At 71.3% G+C, this 18805-nt stretch carries 16 protein-coding genes; 8 read left to right on the forward strand and 8 right to left on the reverse strand.

Annotated features, from left to right (window positions below; translation table 11 throughout):
* Nucleotides 1-86: 86 nt before the first annotated feature.
* Together HOY81_RS18670 and HOY81_RS18675 are read right to left on the reverse strand one after the other, a co-directional pair.
* On the reverse strand, nt 87-1463 hold the full coding sequence (locus HOY81_RS18670) for an ROK family transcriptional regulator (protein ID WP_237321606.1): 1377 nt from the start codon (nt 1461-1463) through the stop codon (nt 87-89).
* Between the two features lie 115 nt (nt 1464-1578).
* The gene (locus HOY81_RS18675; RefSeq protein ID WP_237321589.1) at nt 1579-2319 is read right to left on the reverse strand and encodes an NAD(P)-dependent oxidoreductase; all 741 of its coding nucleotides are present in this window, start codon (nt 2317-2319) and stop codon (nt 1579-1581) included.
* A 109-nt stretch (nt 2320-2428) separates the two neighbouring features.
* On the opposite strand from HOY81_RS18675, the gene HOY81_RS18680 reads away from it, so the two are divergent.
* Nucleotides 2429-3112 (forward strand): TetR/AcrR family transcriptional regulator, encoded by a 684-nt coding sequence (locus tag HOY81_RS18680; RefSeq protein ID WP_237321590.1) that lies wholly within the window; start codon nt 2429-2431, stop codon nt 3110-3112.
* Nucleotides 3113-3375: 263 nt separating this feature from the next.
* Here HOY81_RS18680 and HOY81_RS18685 read toward each other — a convergent pair whose 3' ends face one another.
* Nucleotides 3376-4374 carry a mechanosensitive ion channel family protein gene (locus tag HOY81_RS18685; protein WP_237321607.1) on the reverse strand — a complete coding sequence of 333 codons (999 nt, stop codon included), beginning with the start codon at nt 4372-4374 and terminating at the stop codon, nt 3376-3378.
* 383 nt (nt 4375-4757) lie between these two features.
* On the opposite strand from HOY81_RS18685, the gene HOY81_RS18690 reads away from it, so the two are divergent.
* The 5 genes from HOY81_RS18690 to HOY81_RS18710 all read left to right on the forward strand — a co-directional run bounded on the left by HOY81_RS18690 (nt 4758) and on the right by HOY81_RS18710 (nt 11897).
* Nucleotides 4758-5297, forward strand: a complete 540-nt coding sequence (locus HOY81_RS18690; RefSeq protein WP_237321591.1) for an HNH endonuclease — start codon at nt 4758-4760, stop codon at nt 5295-5297.
* Between the two features lie 471 nt (nt 5298-5768).
* A complete protein-coding gene (locus tag HOY81_RS18695) occupies nt 5769-6176 on the forward strand; it encodes an SseB family protein (RefSeq protein ID WP_237321592.1) in 408 nt (135 codons plus the stop codon).
* Nucleotides 6173-6823 carry a hypothetical protein gene (locus tag HOY81_RS18700; RefSeq protein WP_237321593.1) on the forward strand — a complete coding sequence of 217 codons (651 nt, stop codon included), beginning with the start codon at nt 6173-6175 and terminating at the stop codon, nt 6821-6823. Before HOY81_RS18695 ends, HOY81_RS18700 begins: the two co-directional genes overlap by 4 nt.
* Nucleotides 6823-11493: a putative T7SS-secreted protein gene (locus tag HOY81_RS18705; protein WP_237321594.1), complete on the forward strand. Its 4671-nt coding sequence runs from the start codon at nt 6823-6825 to the stop codon at nt 11491-11493. The genes HOY81_RS18700 and HOY81_RS18705 overlap by 1 nt, the downstream gene beginning before the upstream one ends.
* An 11-nt stretch (nt 11494-11504) precedes the next feature.
* The gene (locus HOY81_RS18710) at nt 11505-11897 is read left to right on the forward strand and encodes an Imm50 family immunity protein (RefSeq protein WP_237321595.1); all 393 of its coding nucleotides are present in this window, start codon (nt 11505-11507) and stop codon (nt 11895-11897) included.
* Nucleotides 11898-12190: 293 nt separating this feature from the next.
* Here HOY81_RS18710 and HOY81_RS18715 read toward each other — a convergent pair whose 3' ends face one another.
* Entirely contained in the window at nt 12191-12436 is a 246-nt protein-coding gene (locus HOY81_RS18715; protein WP_237321596.1) for a DUF397 domain-containing protein, read from the reverse strand.
* Nucleotides 12437-12443: 7 nt separating this feature from the next.
* Entirely contained in the window at nt 12444-13295 is an 852-nt protein-coding gene (locus HOY81_RS18720) for a helix-turn-helix transcriptional regulator (RefSeq protein WP_237321597.1), read from the reverse strand.
* A 269-nt stretch (nt 13296-13564) separates the two neighbouring features.
* Between HOY81_RS18720 and HOY81_RS18725 the strand changes: the two genes are divergently transcribed.
* Together HOY81_RS18725 and HOY81_RS18730 are read left to right on the forward strand one after the other, a co-directional pair.
* The gene (locus tag HOY81_RS18725) at nt 13565-14020 is read left to right on the forward strand and encodes an ATP-binding protein (protein ID WP_237321598.1); all 456 of its coding nucleotides are present in this window, start codon (nt 13565-13567) and stop codon (nt 14018-14020) included.
* Complete coding sequence (locus tag HOY81_RS18730) at nt 14017-14895, forward strand: Uma2 family endonuclease (RefSeq protein ID WP_237321599.1); 879 nt, start codon at nt 14017-14019, stop codon at nt 14893-14895. The genes HOY81_RS18725 and HOY81_RS18730 overlap by 4 nt, the downstream gene beginning before the upstream one ends.
* 428 nt (nt 14896-15323) lie before the next feature.
* On the opposite strand, the gene HOY81_RS18735 is transcribed toward HOY81_RS18730, so the two are convergent.
* The 3 genes from HOY81_RS18735 to HOY81_RS18745 form a co-directional block, all read right to left on the reverse strand.
* Entirely contained in the window at nt 15324-16235 is a 912-nt protein-coding gene (locus HOY81_RS18735) for a hypothetical protein (protein WP_237321600.1), read from the reverse strand.
* Nucleotides 16236-16258: 23 nt separating this feature from the next.
* Nucleotides 16259-16624 carry a peptidase inhibitor family I36 protein gene (locus HOY81_RS18740; RefSeq protein ID WP_237321601.1) on the reverse strand — a complete coding sequence of 122 codons (366 nt, stop codon included), beginning with the start codon at nt 16622-16624 and terminating at the stop codon, nt 16259-16261.
* Nucleotides 16625-16689: 65 nt separating this feature from the next.
* A complete protein-coding gene (locus HOY81_RS18745) occupies nt 16690-17724 on the reverse strand; it encodes a helix-turn-helix domain-containing protein (RefSeq protein WP_237321602.1) in 1035 nt (344 codons plus the stop codon).
* Between the last annotated feature and the right edge of the window lie 1081 nt (nt 17725-18805).

The raw sequence follows: 18805 nt of genomic DNA on the forward strand, positions 1-18805 counted from the left end.
GCGCTCCTGTTCCGGTTCCGGTCGGGGCGGCGCTGTGCTGGGCCGCGCCCGGGGCGAGGTGATCGTGGGTGAGCGGGGGTGACGGGTCAGCGCGCGGTGTCGAACACCTCGTCCCGGGTGGTGATCAGGGCGCTCTCCAGGGCCCCGCTCAGCACCGGGTGCGCGGTGAGCGCACCCGGCACCAGCCGGGGCCGGGGCACGGCCAGCTCCGCCAGCTCGGCGCGGATCCGGGCGCGCAGCGGCTCGCCGCCCGCGGTGAGCACCCCGCCGGAGAGCACGATCAGCGCCGGGTCCAGCACCGCGACCAGCGCGGCCAGACCGACGGCGGTGCCGGTCGCGAAGCGGTGCAGGAGCGCCGCGGCCTCCGCGGGGCCGGGGACCGCGAAGGCGTCCGCCTGCGTCCCCCGCCGCCCCGGGCCGGACCCGGACGCGGACCGGGAGCCGGGCCCGGAGCCGTCCGCGGTGTGGGCGTCCGGCTCCGGCCCGGCCGGGGTGGTCGCCCCGTCCGGGCCGCCGGTCCGGGACGCTGCTCCGTCTCCTTCCGCCTCCTCCTCCGTGCCGGCCACGGCCGCGGCCCGGCGCAACAGCTCCGCGGCCGCGTGGTGCGCGGGCACGCCCCGGTCGTACACCAGCCCCAGCTCCCCGGCGAGGCGCAGCACCGCGCCCGCGCCCGCGAGCTCCTGGAAGCCGCCGCTGCCGGTCCGCGCCGCGTCCCGGACCAGCGGTGTCCCCGGCACCGGCAGGAAGCCCAGTTCGCCGGCGCCGCCCGTCCAGCCCCGGTGCAGCCGCCCGTCGATCACCAGTGCGGCGCCGATGCCCTCCTCGTTCCAGAGCAGGACGAAGTCCCGGGGGTCCCCGGCGTCCCCGCGCGCCGCTCCGAGGCGCTGCTCCGCGACCGCGACGAGGTTCACGTCGTTGTCGTACTCCAGCGGCATGGGCAGCGCGGCCGCCAGTTCCTCCAGCAGCGTGGGGGAGTGCCAGCCGGGCAGGTGGGAGGCGTAGCGCAGCCGCCCGGTGTTCGGGTCGAACGCGCCGGGGGTCCCGACGACGATCCGGTGCAGCCGGGAGCGGTGCAGGCCCGCGGCCTTCACGGCCCCCTCGACGGCGCGTACCACCAGGTCGCAGGTGCTCGGCCCGGTCTCGCCGGAGCCGCGGCGGCCGGGTGTGGGCAGTGCGTACGTGCCCACGGTGCGCCCGGTGACGTCGGCGACGGCGGCCCGGATGCCGCGGGCCGTGACGTCCAGCCCGGCGACGTGCGCGGCCTCCGGGTTCACCGCGTAGAGCTGTGCGTTCGGGCCGGGGCGGCCCGCGCTGGTGCCGGTCACCACCACCAGCCCCGCGGCCTCCAGCCGGGCCAGGAGCTGGGAGGCGGTCGGCTTGGAGAGCCCGGTCAGTCTGCCGATGCGGCTGCGGGAGAGCGGGCCGTGAGCCAGCAGCAGGTCCAGGGCGGCCCGGTCGTTCATCGCGCGCAGCACACGGGGTGTACCGGGCGACGGATGCTGCTGCACGGTCTCTCCCTCGGGGCGGCCGGCGAACCGGCGACACTGTTAGGAAGGTTTCCTGTTTTCGCCGGTGACCCTAGGGCGCCGCCCCCGCCTCGTCAACACCCGCGGGGCGGGCGCCGCCTGCGTGGGCGAGTGCGCTGCGCGTGCGGCAGCCGACGATCGCCGGGGCCTCCTGCACGAGCGTGTCGTCGGTGAGCGCCTCGACCATGAACAGCGCGAAGTCCACCCGCCGCGTCCGGTTGCCGGCCAGCACCGGATCGCCCACGTGCCGGCTCCACACCGGCAGGCCCTGGCTCTCGCCCTCCTCCAGGGTGCTGCCGCGCACCACCGTCCACCGGGTGCCGCTGGTGAACACCCGGCGGCACGCCTCCACCTGGTCGTCGATCTCGACGGCGCGGATCAGCCTGCCCACCCAGGCGGAGATCCGGACCCCCGCCCGGAACAGGCGGGAGTACCTGTCCCGGCTGTCCCGCGTGATGTGCCAGCCGCAGGAGAAGACCAGCCGCGCCTGCGGGGACGCGTGGTCGAGCACCGCCTGCGCGGTGCCCGACGCGTACTGCTGCACGCCCCACGGCACCAGGACCGTCAGCACCCCGTCGCACCCGGTGACCGCCCGGCGGATCACCTCCGGGTCGTCGGTGGGGCCGGGGACCACGGTGATCCGGCCCTCGAACGCGGCCAGCTTCGGCACGCTGCGCTCCCGGCACACGCCGACCACCTCGTAGCCGCGCTCCAGCGCGTGCCGGACCAGGTACTGCCCGAGCTTCCCCGAGGCCCCGACGACGCAGACCTTCCTCACCCGCTCCGTGCCCATGGCGCAGTCCCTCCGCCGGAATGCCGGCTCCCGGCCGGCCTTATGATGTAAGGCACGGTAGCCTTACGCCGTAAGACGGTCAAGAGGACGCAAGGAGGAGACGGCGGACATGGCCGAGGGACGCAGGAGCCGGCGCGGCACGACGGAACGCACCCCGCTCAGCCGGGAGCGGGTGGTCCGCGCCGCGATGACGGTGGCGGACGAGAAGGGGCAGGCCGCCCTCACCATGCGGGCCGTCGCCGAACCGCTGGGCGTCGAGGCGATGTCGCTCTACCACCACGTCACGGGCCGGGAGGACCTCCTCGACGGCATGGTGGACGCGGTGTTCGGCGAGATCGACCTGCCGTCGCGCGACACGGACTGGCAAGGCGCCATGCGCCACCGCGCGCACTCCGCCCGCGCCGTGCTCCGCCGCCATCCCTGGGCCGTCGCCCTGCTGGACTCCCGCTCCCGGCCCGGCCCCGCGACCCTCCGCCACCACGACGCCGTCCTCGGCGCCCTGCGCGCCGGGGGCTTCTCGGTCCCCATGGCCGCGCACGCCTTCTCACTGATCGACAGCTACCTGTACGGCTTCGTGATCCAGGAGCTGAGCCTGCCGTTCAGCGGCCCGGCGGAGCGGGACGAGGTCGCGGGCGCCATCCTGCGCGAGATGCCCGCCGGCGCCTACCCCCACCTCACCGAGCTGGTCACCGAGCACGCCCTCCAGCCCGGCTACGACCACGCCGACGAGTTCGCCTTCGGCCTCACCCTGATCCTGGACGCCCTGCACCCGGACGAGTGCGGGCGCGCCTGACGGCTTCCGGGCCCTCCCCGGCGCGACCTGAGCGCCCGGACGAGGCGTGAGCGCCCTACCGCCCCGGGGGCCCGGCCTCCCGGGACGGTCCGGCGCCCGGGCGGGACGCGAGCGCCCGGCGGGGCCCGGCCCGGGGCCGCCCGCGGCCCGTCTCCCCGGAACGGCTGCGCCGCACCGATCCGGTGCCGCAGCCCGGTCGGCGACCAGGGCCGGCTCCCGCGGCGTGCCCGGCTCCCAGGGCGTGCCCGGCCCCCCCAGGGCCGTCACTTCTCCAGGGACAGCCGCCCCGCCTCGGCGGCCAGCGCCTCGTCGTCCACGATCTCGATGCCCCGCATGTCCAGCGCCTGCTTGATCCGCCAGCGCAGCTCGCGCTCCACCCCCAGCGCCTTGCCCGGCATGGTCTTGGCGGAGACGCGCACGGTCATCGACTCCAGCGTCACCTCGTCCAGCCCGAGCACGGTCACCCGGTCCCAGAGGACCTCGTCCCACGGCTCGGCCTTCGACATCGCGTCCCCGGCCTCGGTGATCGCCGCCCGCACCTCCGCGAGATCCTCCCGCGCGCGTACCTGCACGTCCACCATGGCCGTGGCCCACCCCTGACTGAGGTTGCCGACCCGCTTGATCTCGCCGTTGCGGACGTACCAGATCTCGCCGTCGTCGCCGCGCAGCTTGGTCACCCGCAGGCCGATCTCCAGCACCGTGCCGGTCGCCTCCCCGGCGTCGATCCGGTCCCCGACCCCGTACTGGTCCTCCAGCAGCATGAACATGCCGGTCAGCACGTCCGTGACCAGGTTCCGCGCGCCGAAGCCGATGGCCACGCCGGCCACACCCGCGCTGGCCAGCAGCGGCGCCAGATTGATCCCGAGCGTCGAGAGCACGATCAGCAGCGCCGTGCCCAGGATCAGGAAGGAGGAGAGGCTGCGCAGCACCGAGCCGATCGCCGCCGATCGCTGCTGCCGCCGCTCGGCGTTCACCAGCAGCCCGCGCAGCGCGTTCCCGCTGGCCTCGGCCTCCGCGTTGCGGTGCATGCGGGCGATGAAGCGGGTGATCGCGCGCCGCACGACCGACCGCAGCAGCACCGCGATCGCCATGATCAGCAGGATGCGCAGTCCCACCGAGAGCCAGAGCGACCAGTTCTCCTCTATCCACCCCGCCGCACTGCCGGCCGTCCGCTGGGCGTCCTCCAGGGACGGCGTCACCTCGGGCGGGGCGGTGTCGTCGGAGGTGCCGGGCTCGGGACTCGCGCCGGTGACCCAGGGCATGGACCAGGACACTGCGGAACCTTTCGTGCGGCCGTGCGTCCGCGGGGACCGTACGGACGCGCCTCCACACTAATGGCGCACCGGGGCCCGGCCGGCGGTCACCGACACGTCCCGGTCACTGCCGTTCCCCGCCGGCCGGGGGGCGCTCACCCGGCGCATACGGGCCATGGCATGCGCCCCCCGCCGCGGCGATCAGGCCCTTTCCGCGCTGCTCTGCGCCCCCTCGGAGGGGCGCGGCGGTCCTCGCCGGGGAAGGAACCTGTGGTGGAAAACACGCTTGGTGCGTTATACGGCCGTGGTGGCGCAGTCACCGGGGCTCGGGACACACTGAGGGGAGATCGTCCCGGCGCGAGCCACGCGCCGCCGACGTACAAGGAGGCACCGTGCCGCACGTCCTGGTCCTCAACGCGTCGTACGAGCCGCTCGGCGTCGTACCGCTTCGCCGCGCGCTCATCCTCGTGCTCAACGACAAGGCCGTGTGCCTCGAGGAATCCGGCGCCCTGATGCACAGCGCAACCCGCGTCATACCCGCCCCCAGCGTCGTCCGTCTCAAGCGGTTCGTGCGCGTGCCCTTTCGCGGCACCGTGCCGTTGACCCGCCGCGCGCTCTTCGCGCGCGACGGCGGCCGCTGCGCGTACTGCGGTGGCGTCGCCACCAGCGTCGACCACGTGATCCCGCGCAGTCGCGGCGGCAAGCACACCTGGGACAACGTCGTGGCGGCCTGCCGCCGCTGCAACCACGTCAAGGCGGACCGCCACGTCGCCGAGATCGGCTGGCGGCTGCGCCACAAACCCGCCCCACCCTCCGGCCTCGCCTGGCGCATCATCGGCACCGGCCATCGGGACCCACGATGGCTGCCGTACTTGCAGCCGTACGGCGCGGACGACGCCCTCGCCCGGATCGACGGCAGAGCACCTGCCTGAGACCGGGCTTTTGTGTGTCTGCACGGCACCGGACCGTCACCGGCCCGGTGCTCTTCGTCGCTCCCGTGGAGGGCCTGTGACCGGGTGGGGGTGACCCGGGCCACACCGGCCGCACACGCATGGTGATCACTCGTCCGGGTGACGTAATCTTGTTGTGATCACGATGATCGCCACGCAACGGTGGGCGCGTCCTGCGCACCCCGCGCGGTGATCACCGCCCCCTGTGCCCGGCACGGCGGCGGACGGTGGCGTCGGCGTGCGGAATCTCGCACTCACCGGCGAGCAGGCCGGGCTGCCCGCCCGGGAGGGGTGCTGGTCTGCTCCGGTGGCCCCGCCGGGGGTCTTGCGGGCGCGTCTCAGCAGACCTGCAACAGGACTGTCACAGGAGGACTGTCACAGGGCTTGGCGATCCGGCCTGCGGCACGATGACGGTGGTCTGGCCGGACGGATGTGCTGCGGAGGGGGCGGCAGTTGGGGCTGGCAGAGGAGATCGCGGCCGTGCATGCGCACGAGGGGGACCCGCAGGCTCTGGTGGGGGAGTTCCGGCGTGCGGTGCTGCTGGTGCCCGTGGCCGGAGGCGGGCTGATGACCGCGGTGACGGGTGGGGTCCGCTGGATCTACGCGTTCACCGGGGAAGAGTCCCTCGCCCGCTTCGCGCGGGCCCGGGACGCGCCGCCGGATGAGCCGTGGGAGTACCTGGAGTTGCTCGGGGCGCGGCTGACCGACGCGGTGATCCCGGACATGGACGGCCCCGCCGGTGTCGCGGTGGACGTGGCGGACGAGGGCGCTGCGATGCTCTTCCCGCCGGCGAGGGGGATCGTGCCGGACGACGTCGCGGTGGACGTCGGTGTCGCAGGGGAGGGACGGTCCGGGCTGTGAGCGGTGACGGGGACCTGAAGATCAGCAAGGAGTCGGCGAACCGCATCACCCAGGGGTTGCGGGGGGCGATCGGCGAGCTGAAAGAGATCGGGGGCTTTGGTGCCTCGACGGACTCGCTCCAGGGCTCGGGGGTCGGGGATCTGACCCTGACGAAGATGGAGGCCGGCGGCAGCGGGCTGGCCACCGCTTTCGAGGGGTTCTGCGAGCAGTGGGAGTGGGGGGTCCGGGCCCTGGTGCAGGACGCGAACCAGATCGCCGCGCGCCTCGGTCTCGCTGCGGGGCTCCTGCACGCGGAGGACCAGTACTGGAACGGCACCTTCAAGATCGTGGCGAACGCCGCGGCGGGGAATCCGCATCTGAGCGAGGAGGAGGTCACCTCCCAGGGCTGGGGCGAGCTGTTCGACGGCGGCACCTACACGCCCGACTACAGCACCGAGTCGTGGGAGAAGGCCGGCGCGGAGAACATGCAGACCTGGAAGGACACCGGGCGGGCGCTGCTCACCGAGGGCTCCGGCGGACGGCGGACCGACCTGGTCAACGACCTTCTGGGCGTGGACGACAAAGCTTTCGACGCCGCAGTGGACGACGCCTTCGGGCCGTCGCCGGAGGAAAGGGCACAGGCGCCGCACGACGGGGGTGCGAACTGATGGGCATCGGCGACCTCATACCGGACTCCGTCGAGAACAAGGTCGAACAAGGCCTCGAAAAGGCCGGCGAGGTCATCGACGAGGGTGGCGACCTCGTCGCCGGCGGCCTGGACAAGGCCGGCTGGGAGAGCGGCGCCGACTGGGTACGGGACAAGAGCGACTCGGCGGCGAACGCGCTGGGTGCGGATGTCGACGAGATGCAGCTCGGGGACACCGAGGACCCGAAGAAGCTCATCCACGGCAGCCCCGGGAAGCTACGGTCCACCGCCGGGCATCTGACCGACCTCAAGAAGGCCTTCGACAACGTCGGCAAGGGACTGAAGGGCCTGGACTCCCAGGAACTCAAGGGGGAGGCCGCGGACGCCTTCCGGGAGAAGGTGTCACTCGAACCGAAGAAGTGGTTCACCGCCGCGGACGCGTGCGAGAAGGCCGCGAAGGCGCTCTCCGACTTCGCCGGGACGGTGGAGTGGGCCCAGGGCGAGGCCAAGAAGGCCATCGAGAAGTACAAGAAGGGCAAAAAGGCGTCCGAGGAGGCGCGCGCCACCCACAACGACAAGGTCGAGGCGTACAACACGGCGGTGGACGAGTACAACGCCGCCTCTCCCTCGGAGCGCGACCCGGACTCCCTGCCCCCGAAGCCGGGGGCGTTCCACGACCCGGGCAAGGCGGATGTCGAAGCGGCCCACGACCTCCTGAAGAAGGCCCGGGAGCAGCGGAACACCGCGCACGACAAGGCGGAGAAGGCGGTGGCGGCGGCCCGGGACGAGGCGCCCGCCAAGCCGTCCTACAGCGAGCAGCTCGAAGCCGGCGTGACGGGCTACGCGCTGCACCTGTCCCACATGAGCGGCGGCCTGGTGAAGGGCACAGCGGGCGTCCTCAACTTCGCCCGCGGGCTGAATCCCACGGACTGGTACAACGTGACGCACCCGGCCGAGTACACGACCACACTGAACAGCACGGCGGCGGGCCTGGTGCGGATGTCCAACGACCCGTGGGGCACGGCCCAGAACATGTGGGAGACCTTCCAGAAGGCCCCGTCCGAGGGGTTGGGGCGCCTCCCTGCCGAGCTGATCGGTACCCGGGGCCTGGGAAGCGTCAAGAAGGTCACCTCCGCGGCGCGGCATCTGGACGACGTGCCGCCGGGACGGAAGACCCTGGACGGAGACGGCCCGGAGGCGCACGCGAATCCCCCGGAGAAGAAGCCCTCCGACGGCACGGACCCGGTGGACCTGGCGACGGGCAAGATGTTCCTGCCGCAGACCGATGTCGCCCTGCCGGGGGCGTTGCCGCTGGTCTTCCGTCGCTGCGTGGAGTCGGGCTACCGGGTGGGCCGCTGGTTCGGCCGGTCGTGGACGTCCACCGCCGACCAGAGGCTGGAAGTGGACTCCCAGGGCGTGGTGTTCGTCTCCGAGGACGGCCGCCTGCTGGCGTATCCGCACCCTGCTCCCGGCGTGCCCACGCTTCCGTCCGCGGGAGACCGCTGGCCGCTGGAGCGTACGCAGGACGGCGGCTACACGCTCACCGACCCGGATACCGGCCACGTCCGGCACTTCGCGCCGCCGGCAGGGGGCGAGCCCGACGGCGAGGCCCGTATCGAGCAGATCACCGACCGCAACGGGCACCAGATCGTCTTCGAGTACGACGACGGGACCGGCGCCCCGCTGCGGATCGTCCACAGTGGCGGTTACGCGTTACGGCTTGCCACGGAAGACGGCCGGGTCACGGCGCTCTCGCTGGCGGGCGCCGGGCCGGACGGTTCCGACCAGGTGCTGCTGCGGTACGGCTACACGGAGGGCAACCTCACCGAGGTGACCGGCTCCTCCGGGGTGCCGCTGCGGTTCGCGTACGACGACGAGGCACGGGTCGTGTCGTGGACGGACACCAACGACTGCCGCTACGACTACGTCTACGACAACCGCGACCGGTGCATCGCGGAGGGCGGTACCGAGGGCCACGTCCAGGTCCGTATCGACTACGACGGCGTCGACCAGCGCACCGGCCACAAGGTCACCACCCTCACCACCCCGGACGGACACTCGACCCGCCGTCTGATCGACGACCGCTGCCGGGTGGTCGCGGTCACGGACCCGCTGGGTCACACGGAGCGCTTCGAGTACGACGCCCACGGGCAGGTCGTGGCCCGCACCGACGCCCTGGGCCGCACCACCCGCCTCACCCGCGACACCGCCGGCCGCCCGACGCAGATCACCCGCCCCGACGGCACCCGTACCCGCGTCACCTACGACGACCTCGGGCTCCCCGTGGAGATCCGGGAGCCGGACGGTGCCGTGTGGCACCAGGAGTGGGACGACCGCGGCAACCGCACCGCCGTCACCGACCCCCTCGGCCACACCACCCGCTACGCCTACGACGCCCACGGCCACCTGACCGCGACCACCAACCCCCTCGGCGAGACCACCCGCGTACGCTGCGACGCCGCCGGCCTCCCCGTGGAGATCACCGACCCGGCGGGTGCCGTGACCCGCTACGAGCGCGACGCCTTCGGCCGCCCCGTCGCCGTGACCGACCCGCTGGGCGCGGTGACCCGCCTGGAGTGGACGGTCGAGGGCCGGCTCTCCCGCCGGGCCGCTCCCGACGGGGCCGAGGACTCCTGGACGTACGACGGCGAGGGGAACTGCGTGCGGCACGTGGACGCCGCCGGCGGCGTCACCACGTACGAGTACACCCATTTCGACCTGCTTGCCGCGCAGACCGGGCCGGACGGCGTCCGCCACGAGTTCGAGCACGACACCGGACTCCGGCTCACCCGGGTCCGCAACCCGCAGGGCCTGACCTGGTCGTACGCCTACGACCCGGCGGGCCGGCTGGTGGCCGAGACCGACTTCGACGGGCGCACCCACACCTACGCCCACGACGCCGCCGGGCAACTCGTCTCCCGCACCACGCCGCTGGGCGAGACGGTCACCCTCGAGCGCGACGCGCTCGGGCAGGTCGTCCGCAAGGACGCCGGGGGCGCCGTCACCACCTTCGCGTACGACCCGGCCGGGCGGCTGACCGAGGCCGCCGGCCCGGACGCGGAGGTGCGCCTCCAGCGCGACCGGATGGGCCGCATCAAGGCGGAGATGGTGGACGGACGGGTGCTCTCCCACTCCTACGACGCCCTCGGCCGCCGCACCCGACGGGTCACCCCGACCGGCGCCGTCTCGTCCTCCACCTACGACTCCGCCGGCAACCGCACCGCGCTCGACGCCTCCGGCCACACCCTCGACTTCGCCCACGACGCCGCCGGTCGCGAGACCGCACGCCGCATCGGCGACGCGGGGCTCGCCCTGGCCCAGGTGTGGGACCCGGCCGGGCGCCTGACCGCCCAGTCCCTCACCGGGCCCGGCGCCGCCACTATCCAGCAGCGCGCCTACACCTACCGCGCCGACGGCTACCTGACCGGCCTGACCGACCGGCTGGTCGGCTCACGCTCCTTCGACCTGGACGCCGCCGGACGCGTCACCGCCGTACACGCCGCCGGCTGGACCGAGACCTACGCCTACGACTCCGCCGGCAACCAGACCCACGCCGCCTGGCCCACCGGCCACGCCGCGGCCGAGGCCACCGGCCCCCGCACCTACACCGGCACCCGCATCCACCGTGCCGGGCGCGTCCGCTACGAACACGACGACGCCGGGCGCGTCACGCTGCGCCGCCGGACACGCCTGTCGAAGAAGCCGGACACCTGGCACTACACCTGGGACGCCGAGGACCGCCTGACCTCCGTCACCACCCCGGACGGCACGGTCTGGCGCTACCGCTACGACCCGCTGGGGCGCCGCACCGCCAAACAGCGCCTCACCGGCACCGGCGAGGTCGCCGAGGAGATCCGCTTCACCTGGGACGGGCCGGTCCTCGTCGAGCAGACCACCGCCGACCCGGACCTCCCGCACCCGGTGACCCTCACCTGGGACCACGACGGGTTCACCCCGCTCACCCAGACCGAACGCCGCCTCACCGACGAGACCGGCCAGGCGGAGATCGACGCCCGCTTCTACGCCATCGTCACCGACCTGGTCGGCACGCCCACCGAACTCGTCGACGAGCACGGCCGGATCGCCTGGCACACCCGCACCACCCTCTGGGGCACCACCACCTGGAACCGCGACGCGGACACCTACACCCCCCTCCGCTTCCCCGGCCAGTACTTCGACCCCGAATCCGGCCTCCACTACAACTTCCACCGCTACTACGACCCCTCCACGGCCCGCTACACCAGCCCCGACCCGCTCGGCCTCGCCCCGGCGCCGAACCCGGCGACGTATGTCGACAACCCGCAGGCGTGGACCGATGTGCTCGGCCTCGCCCCCGACTACGGGGACGAAGTACCGTCACACAAGAACCTGCCCAGCCGAAGCGCAGCTTTCCGGGAAGCAAAGAGAGACTTGGGAATTCCAATGACTCAGAATCCTGAGTCAATTTCCAGGGTTCCCATGACTGACAAGTTCGGCAGCGCGATTATGGGAGACAATGGGCAGCCGATCATGACGCGTGAGTACGTCTTTACTCGAGGTGATGGTAGTAAGGTGATCATTCAAGACCATGCGGCTGGTCATCAGTTCGGCGAAGGTGGCGTAGGGGACCAGGGCCGTCACTTCAATGTCAGGCCGTTCGATAACCCGCGGACTGGGAAGGTTCCTGGTACGGCTCAGCACTACGAGTACTGAAGGAGTAAGACGTGTCGTGGACAACGATACTGTCGGATGCGGGGGGAATCGACCATGTCTATGGCGGCTACCCTCCCGAGCTGGCTCAGGTGCGGTTGCATGAGGTGACGGTTCACCGAGATGGCCCGCGGGTGACTCTGCGCCTGGATTTGCCGCTGTATCCGCAGAGCCCGCCGAAAAAGTGGCTTACCCAGGGATTCAACACGGTCCAGATAAATTTGATGTTGGTCGGCGTCCGGGGGATTTCTCTTCTGGGGTTCTCGGCGAATCCGTTGGTGGATGTTGAGATTCGCGAGACTGGTTCTGGGTGCGTTGAGGTGAAAATCGATGCACCTGAACTGAAATTCAGCGCCACGGGGATGAGCCTGTTGGTTTCGAATGTCTCTGCTTATATGGATGGCTGACCGGTAGTGTCCCGGAACGGTGCGTTTCTCGAGCGTTCGTTTGAGCATGGTCAGCGTCACGCACCAGTCTGCGGAAGCGCGTCAGTTGAGGTATCGCGTCGAGGAAACATGTTCCGTGCGGAGCATCGCGCTGCACAGTGTTCATGGCTGGTACGCGCATTACGACTGGCTGCTGCCATCCGAATTCTGACGTAGCGTATGAAGGCTGCGGACTCCTTCCTTGGTGAGTCAATGGCCACAGTCGGCGCATCATTCTCATGATGCAGATGGCCAGTTCATTGTGACCCATTACCTCAGGTGCTCGGCTCCGTCGCCTCTACCGGAGAATGAGGTTTACCCTCTCCCTGCGGCACTGTGCGGCTCTTGAGTGTCCGTATAAGCGTGGCCAGCGTCACGTCGTTCATCGTGAGTAGGTGCTCCGGGGCGTCGCTCTCGCGTAGCAGGGCGCCGATGTCAGTCCTCACGGCGATCTCGATGCAGTTGTCGCCGTCGTCGCCTCCGGAGAAGGAGGATTTTTGCCAGTCGTAGGCACGGGGCATGGGTACTTCACAGCTCCTTGAGAAGTCGGTGCAGGAAGTCGCGGGAGTCGGAGGGTTCGATCGCCGCTTCCATGAGTTTTCGGAAGGTCTGGCGGTATTTGTTGAGCTGGGCTTCGGCGTAGAGGTAGTTGTTGCCGCCGTGGCGGTCGAGCTGGATGGTGTCGAGACGGGGCGTAGGGCCGCCCGCGTGCAGCATTGAGTACCCGGCCCCAGCGAAGCCTTCAGCGGTGAAGGGGATGACGTGCACGCTGATGTTGTCGGCGGTGGATGCTTCGATGACGGCCTGAAGTTGGCGGCGGGCGGCGGGGCGGTCGGCAACCATGATGCGTAGCGCCGCTTCGTGGACGATGGCTACAAAATCCGTCGGCTGCGCGCCTCGTAGCACAGTCTTGCGTTGCATGCGGTGCTCTACTCGTGCTTCGAGGTCCGGCGCGGAGAGCTCCGGGAGCGCATAGGAGAAGACCGCCCGGGCATAGTCGGGTGTTTGAAGCAGTCCAGGAACATGTACGATCGCGGCCATTTGCAGGAAGGCCGCGTGGTGCTCGAGTTCGGCGAGATCGAGGAAGCCTGCGGGGAGGGTGTCGCGGTAGGACTCCCACCAACCCCTGTGGCGTTCGGTCGCCATCGCTGCCAGAGCATCCACCAAGTCCCTGTCGTTGCAGGCGTAGTGCGCGGCAAGTCTGCGCACGCGGGCGTCGCTCACGCCGACTCGGCCGGCTTCGATGTGCGAGATCTTCGTCTGGTCGATGCTCAGGTTCCTCGCCGCCTCTCGTGCGGTGAGACCGGCCTGCTCGCGCAGGAGACGCAGCTCGGCGCCGAGGCGTTCCTGGCGGGCGGTGACGATGGCCCTGGCTGGCATCTGCTTCCTTCTTCCGGCTCGTTGAGAGTCTGCCGCTCGGCGGGGACGTGGGTCCACTGGCGGTCACCTTAAGGGTCAAGGTTGACCCGGAACATGTCTGACCCGTACGTTCTGTGACGCGCCGCTCACCGTGTGAGTGCCCGTAAGACGGAAGCGCACCGTACCGCCCTGCTCTGGAGTGCGCCCAGCGGCGGGGGACCGGCGGCAGAGCCACCGCGAGGCGCCGCGACGCGACGGCGGAACTTCCCCTTTCCCTGACGGAGGTCCGCATGAAGGCTCCCGAACTCGGCAGCGCGCGCAGCGACTGCTGGGAGTACACGCTCTACGTCCCGCACGATCCCCGGGCCATCGGTGTCGCCCGCTCCACCCTGCACGCGGTACTCGTGCAGAACGACCTGCCGCAGCTCATCGACACGGCGACGCTGCTGGCTTCGGAACTGCTGACCAACGCCTACCGGCACACCGACGGCCCCGCCTCGCTGCGGCTGCGCTGGCGGCACGGCGTACTGCGGGTCGGTGTCTGGGACACCGACCCCACGCCGCCGGTGAAGGCGGAGTTCGGCCCCGGGCTGGAACGGGGGCGAGGGTTGCTGCTGGTCAAGGTGTGTGCTGACGACTGGGGCTGGTTCCTGCTCGGCGAGGACGTCTTCGGGGCTCGTGGCAAGTACGTCTGGTGCGAGCTGGGTACGCCGCGCGACCCGCACGACTGGACGATGGCGGCGTGAGGGCGCAAGACGTGCCGCTGCGGGCGCTCGCCGACAAGGCGGCCCGGAGGACCGGTCTGCGTGCGGAAGTCGTGGGCGGGGCGGTCGTGTTGTCCCCGCCGCCTTGCGGCAAGCACTTCGGGGCGGCGGCTCGTGTCCGCAGGCAGCTTGAGAAGCACGTGCTGGACACCTTCACCGTGGCGGAGGTCTCCTCTGTGAGGGCTCTGGACGGTTCGGACGACTATGCCACGCCGGACCTGATGGTCCTGCCGATGGCGTGGGAGGAGTCCGACGAGTGGCTGGCCGATCCGGACACCGTGGAGCTGGTGGTGGAGGTGGTCTCCCAGTCCAACCACTCCAAGGACACCACTCAGATGCCGGCCTGGTACGCGGCGGCACGGATCCCGCTGTTCCTGCTGGTCGACCCGCGTGACGGGACGTGGGTTCTCAGGGCCCGGCCGGATGGGGCCGGGCGGGAAGCCGCGTACAGCGAGGTCGTCCGTGGGCGGTTCGGTGAGGTGGTCCCCCTGCCGGAGCCGTTGGGGTTCGAGCTCGCCACGGAGCTGCCGGTGTACGGGGAGGTGTCGGGCACGGCGTCGCGGCGAGGGCCGTGCCCGGGTAGGCCGGGTGCGGCCTGTCCCTGGCTGGGGTCACTGCTCCGCGGGCTACGGGGGGAGGGGTGGTGGGTGGCGGGTTCGTTCTGGTTGCTGGTGGCGGGTGGCGTGGTCGACTGGGGTTCACCCGCCTGTGACGGGGCTCGGGCGCATGTCCGGTCGGTGGCCGGTGACGGGGTTGCGGTGGCGGGCTGCTGCCGCGTGGTGGCTTGGGTTCGTCTTCTCGCTCTGCTCGTGTCACGCCGGTGGCACTGCGGGGGTTCGTCTGCGGGCCGTTCCTGAGTACGCTCACTATGCCGACATCGCCCACTTCATGGCCAACCTGCCCCTCGGCAGCATGGCTGACGGCGAGACCTCCACCCGGCGACGATGGCACAGCCTTGTCACGGCTACGTCCATCGCGGCGATGCTCTCACCACGTTGCATCATCTCGATTGGCCGTGTCGACGCCAACGACTGGTACGCGTGCGGCGAGCACGGATACGACTGGTACTGGGGCCCTGGCGGCGTTATCCCCGTGACCTGCGCGCCGCGAACTGAGCTGAGCACCCATCCGCCGGCGCCTGCCGAGCCCCTCCTCTGCTGTGCGCCCGCTACGCATAAGCGTGAACACCGGTATCGCCTGCGCGGGGGCGACGACCGCGTCGTCCTCCGAATCGACGACGGCCGCCTCGTCGTGGAGATCTCGAGGTCGGCCGCCGTCGCTGGGTCTACCGGGGCTGACGCGGCATCACGTCGGAAAGCGCTCGGTCGCGCATCGACCTCAGGCGCTCCAGCTCGTCGCCGTGCGAGCCCAGCACCTTGTGCTCGATGTCCTTCTGCGTGTCACGGAAGACGGCACGCATGCCGGCCTCCTGCTGGCAACGGGCGTCTGCCGAGGCCACGTTCAGTTCGTGTCGCGCCGCCGCCTGTACCGCCGCCGAGCCCCGGCCAGCCGCCTTCTCCACCCGGCGGGTCACGTTCGCCTGCGCCTCCTGCAGCGCATCGAACGCGTAGCCGTCGGCCGCCATGCAGCGGGACCAGTCGCGCTGGGCGGCGCGTACGTCGGGGTGCCGGCCGACCCGGGTGATGACCTGATTGCTCAGCGCCTGGAAGACGTAGTACAGCCGGTCCCACCGCTCCCCGTAGAGCTCATCACGGGCCTTCGCCGCGCAGCCGTCGGCGGAGAGCTCCACCGCCTGGCCCCCGGGCAGCCGGATCGTCATCCGCTGCGAGCCGAGGAGTGCGCGCTCCCAGGCCCGGCCCCGCTTCGCCGCGCCCGAGCGGTCCCCCCGCGACGGCTCCGCCCGAGGAGAACCGGCGGAACCGCGCTCCGCCATCAGGCGGGGCGTGATGCGGTATCCGTCCACCCCCGCCTCGCTCTCCTCGAGCAGGCCGTACGGATCGTCCGGTTCCCAGGGGTCCGCGGGGCTGCCGCCGGGCCGGTAGGTGAAGCCATGGCGGCGCATGCAGCGTTCGGTCAGTCGCCCTTCCGCCGCGTGAAGCGCCGCGTTCTGCTCGGCCGTGAAGTATACGGCCGAGTCGAACGGGTACAGGCGGGAGCCGGCCGGGCCGGGATCCAGCGCGGCCCCGCAGCCGCCCGCCAGCAGCGTCGCCGCGAGGACGACGGCCGTTCCTCTCATGCGCCGCATGGATTCCTACCCGCTCAGCAGCGGCTGCCGTACCACTTGTTGGAGTAGGCGTGATGCCAGATCTGCGACCCTGCGATCGACTTCCAGCCGGTGTTGAGGTTCAGTGGGTAGCGCGTGCCTGTGTAGTTGGTGCCGGAGTAGATGTAGACGTTGCAGTACGTGCCGTTGTTGTAGATGGACTCGGCGCCCCGCCACTTGGCGTATCCGGACAGGTTGGTGTTGTTCTGCCAGACGGGGCCGGGCGACCCGGCCCAGTTGGGCGACGTGTAGGCACATGTCGCCCCCTCGGGGCAGGCGCTGGCGGCTGCTGGCGATGCGGTGGCGGCGACGCCCGAGGCCGCGAGCGCGAGTGGGGCCAGCAGAGCGATGGCTTTCTTCATCGTCCCCTCGTTTCCTTGCCGTCTGTGCGGCGTCATGGTCGTGCGCCAAGGACCTTCCCGGCGCGTCACTCATGCTGGCCCGCAGCGCTCCGAGGGTCGTGAGCGCCGTGTGCCAAGCCGTTGGCGTGGCGCGCCACACCCGCCTGCAGCCGGTACTCGCTGGGCGTCATGCCGTAGGCGGTGCGGAACGCCCGGGTGAAGTCCGCGGGGCGGGGAAAGCCCCACCGGGCGGCGATCGCCTGGATCGAGCGGTGCCGCTGCACGGGGTCGGCGAGGTCGCGGCGGCAGCCTTCCAGCCGGACGTTCCGCGTCCAGGCGCGGACGCTCGTACCCCGCTGCTGGAAAAGCCGGTGCAGGGTGCGTACGGAGATGTGGTGTGCCGAGGCGACGGTCTGCGCCGACAGGTCCGGATCGGCGACGTGCTGCCGGATGAACCCCTGCACCCGCAGGAAGAGCGCGTGCTGACGGCTCTCCACAGGCAGCCCGGTTTCCGCTTCGAAGCAGTGCGCCACGCTGCCGCCGAGCAGGTCGACCAGGACGGTGGCCAGCCTCGCCCCGTCGGACGGGCGGTACTGGTGCTCCCTGCTCGTCACGTGGGTGAGGAACTGGGTGAGCAGCTGCCCGAACCCGCCGACCGCCGTGAACCGCGTGGCGAAAAGCCCGTCGAGCAGGTGCGGGCGCACGGGCAGCAGCGACTTCGGTACCTGCGCCACGATGTGGGCCACGCTGCCCTGCTCAACCGTGGCCCACCCTTCGAAAGGCTGCGAGGAGTCGTACAGCATGAGGTCACCGGCGCCGAACCTCACCTCCCGTCCGGCCTGTGACAGCGCCATGCTCCCGCGTACTGTCAGCGACAGCTGGCAGGATTCGGGGTCGCCCTGCCGGATGAGCCTGGACGTCCTTGCCGTGGTCAGCGGCAGATACGTCATGGCGGTGACCTGCGCCGGGCCGAGATCAAGTACGGTCGCCGCGGCCCGGAAGTCGGCGGCGTGCTCGCTGCGCAGCGTCGTGGACATGAGCATCGACACGGTCAAGTCGTGCCACCACGTGAAGCGGTCGGCCCGGCATAAGTCGTCCGTGGTGAGTTCGGTGACGATCACACTTTCCCCTCGTCGTTGTTCCCCGACGTTCCCCCGTCGCGTTGTCGGCCGCAGCGTAACCAGGGGACGTAGGGCCCGGACAGGGGCGAATCGGTCGACGGCGCCGGCCCACGAAGCGTGACGCGGGTCGCGAGTCGTAAGCCCGCCTCCGTGCAGAGCAGACGGCTGCGAGTCTCCAAGGCGTCTCCGCCCTGTCGTCCGCCGTCGCGAGCCATGGCCGCGCCCGGGTGACACTGATCCGGCCGGTCAGGAAGGGCTCGAGGACATCCGTACGGGGAAGCAGCCTCTGATGCCGGGCCGAGTCCGGCACGGAGATCGCCCAGGTGCGGTCCAGGGCCACGCGGAGATCCGCGATCGTCTGCAGGGGCGTGGTGGCGGCCAGCCCTCGCATGCGCATCACCCGTTGCCCGTTCAGCCGGTGGAGCACCATCCCCGGGCGCTGCCCATGGAAGGAGGAGGCGGCGACATGGATCGCAGGATCGGGCGGGGGCCTTCGATGCCGAGCAGTTCGGCTGCCGTCGGTCGGACGAGCACGTCCTCAGTTGGGGCTCCTCGCCCACTGAAAGGTGCATATCGGTCAGCCGGTGGTGTGCGGACGGATCGTGGCGTAGGCGGCCCCCGGGTGCGGCATTGCCGGAACAAGGGGCCGCTCCGCTAGGCGCCGGCGGCGGAGGGCAGCGGGACCTCAGGGCCGCAGGCCACGCGTACCCCGCTCCGGAACGGCCCGCAGGTGAACGCCGCAGTGCCACGCACGCGCAACGAGCGGAGCGAGAAGACGAAAGCTCAGGCACAGCGCGGCAGCAGCGCGCCACGGCAACCACGTCACCGGCTACCGATCGGCCATGCCGCCCGGCTCCGTCACGGAGGGGTGAACCTTGGCCGACCACGCCACGCGCGCCCGCAGCGTGAGCGCGCCCCAGCGAGGCACCCCTCCCCTCGTAGCCCGCCAAGCAGTGACCGCAACAACCGTCCAAGCCGCAGGCGGCAGGCGGCGCGTACCCCACCCCACCGGGGCCGCGCCGCCGTGCCGCCGTGCCGCCGTGCCGCCGTGCCGCCGTGCCGCCGTGCCGCCGTGCCGCCG

The sequence above is a fragment of the Streptomyces sp. JJ36 genome, from assembly GCF_021696945.1.
In the GTDB taxonomy this organism is placed as follows: domain Bacteria; phylum Actinomycetota; class Actinomycetes; order Streptomycetales; family Streptomycetaceae; genus Streptomyces.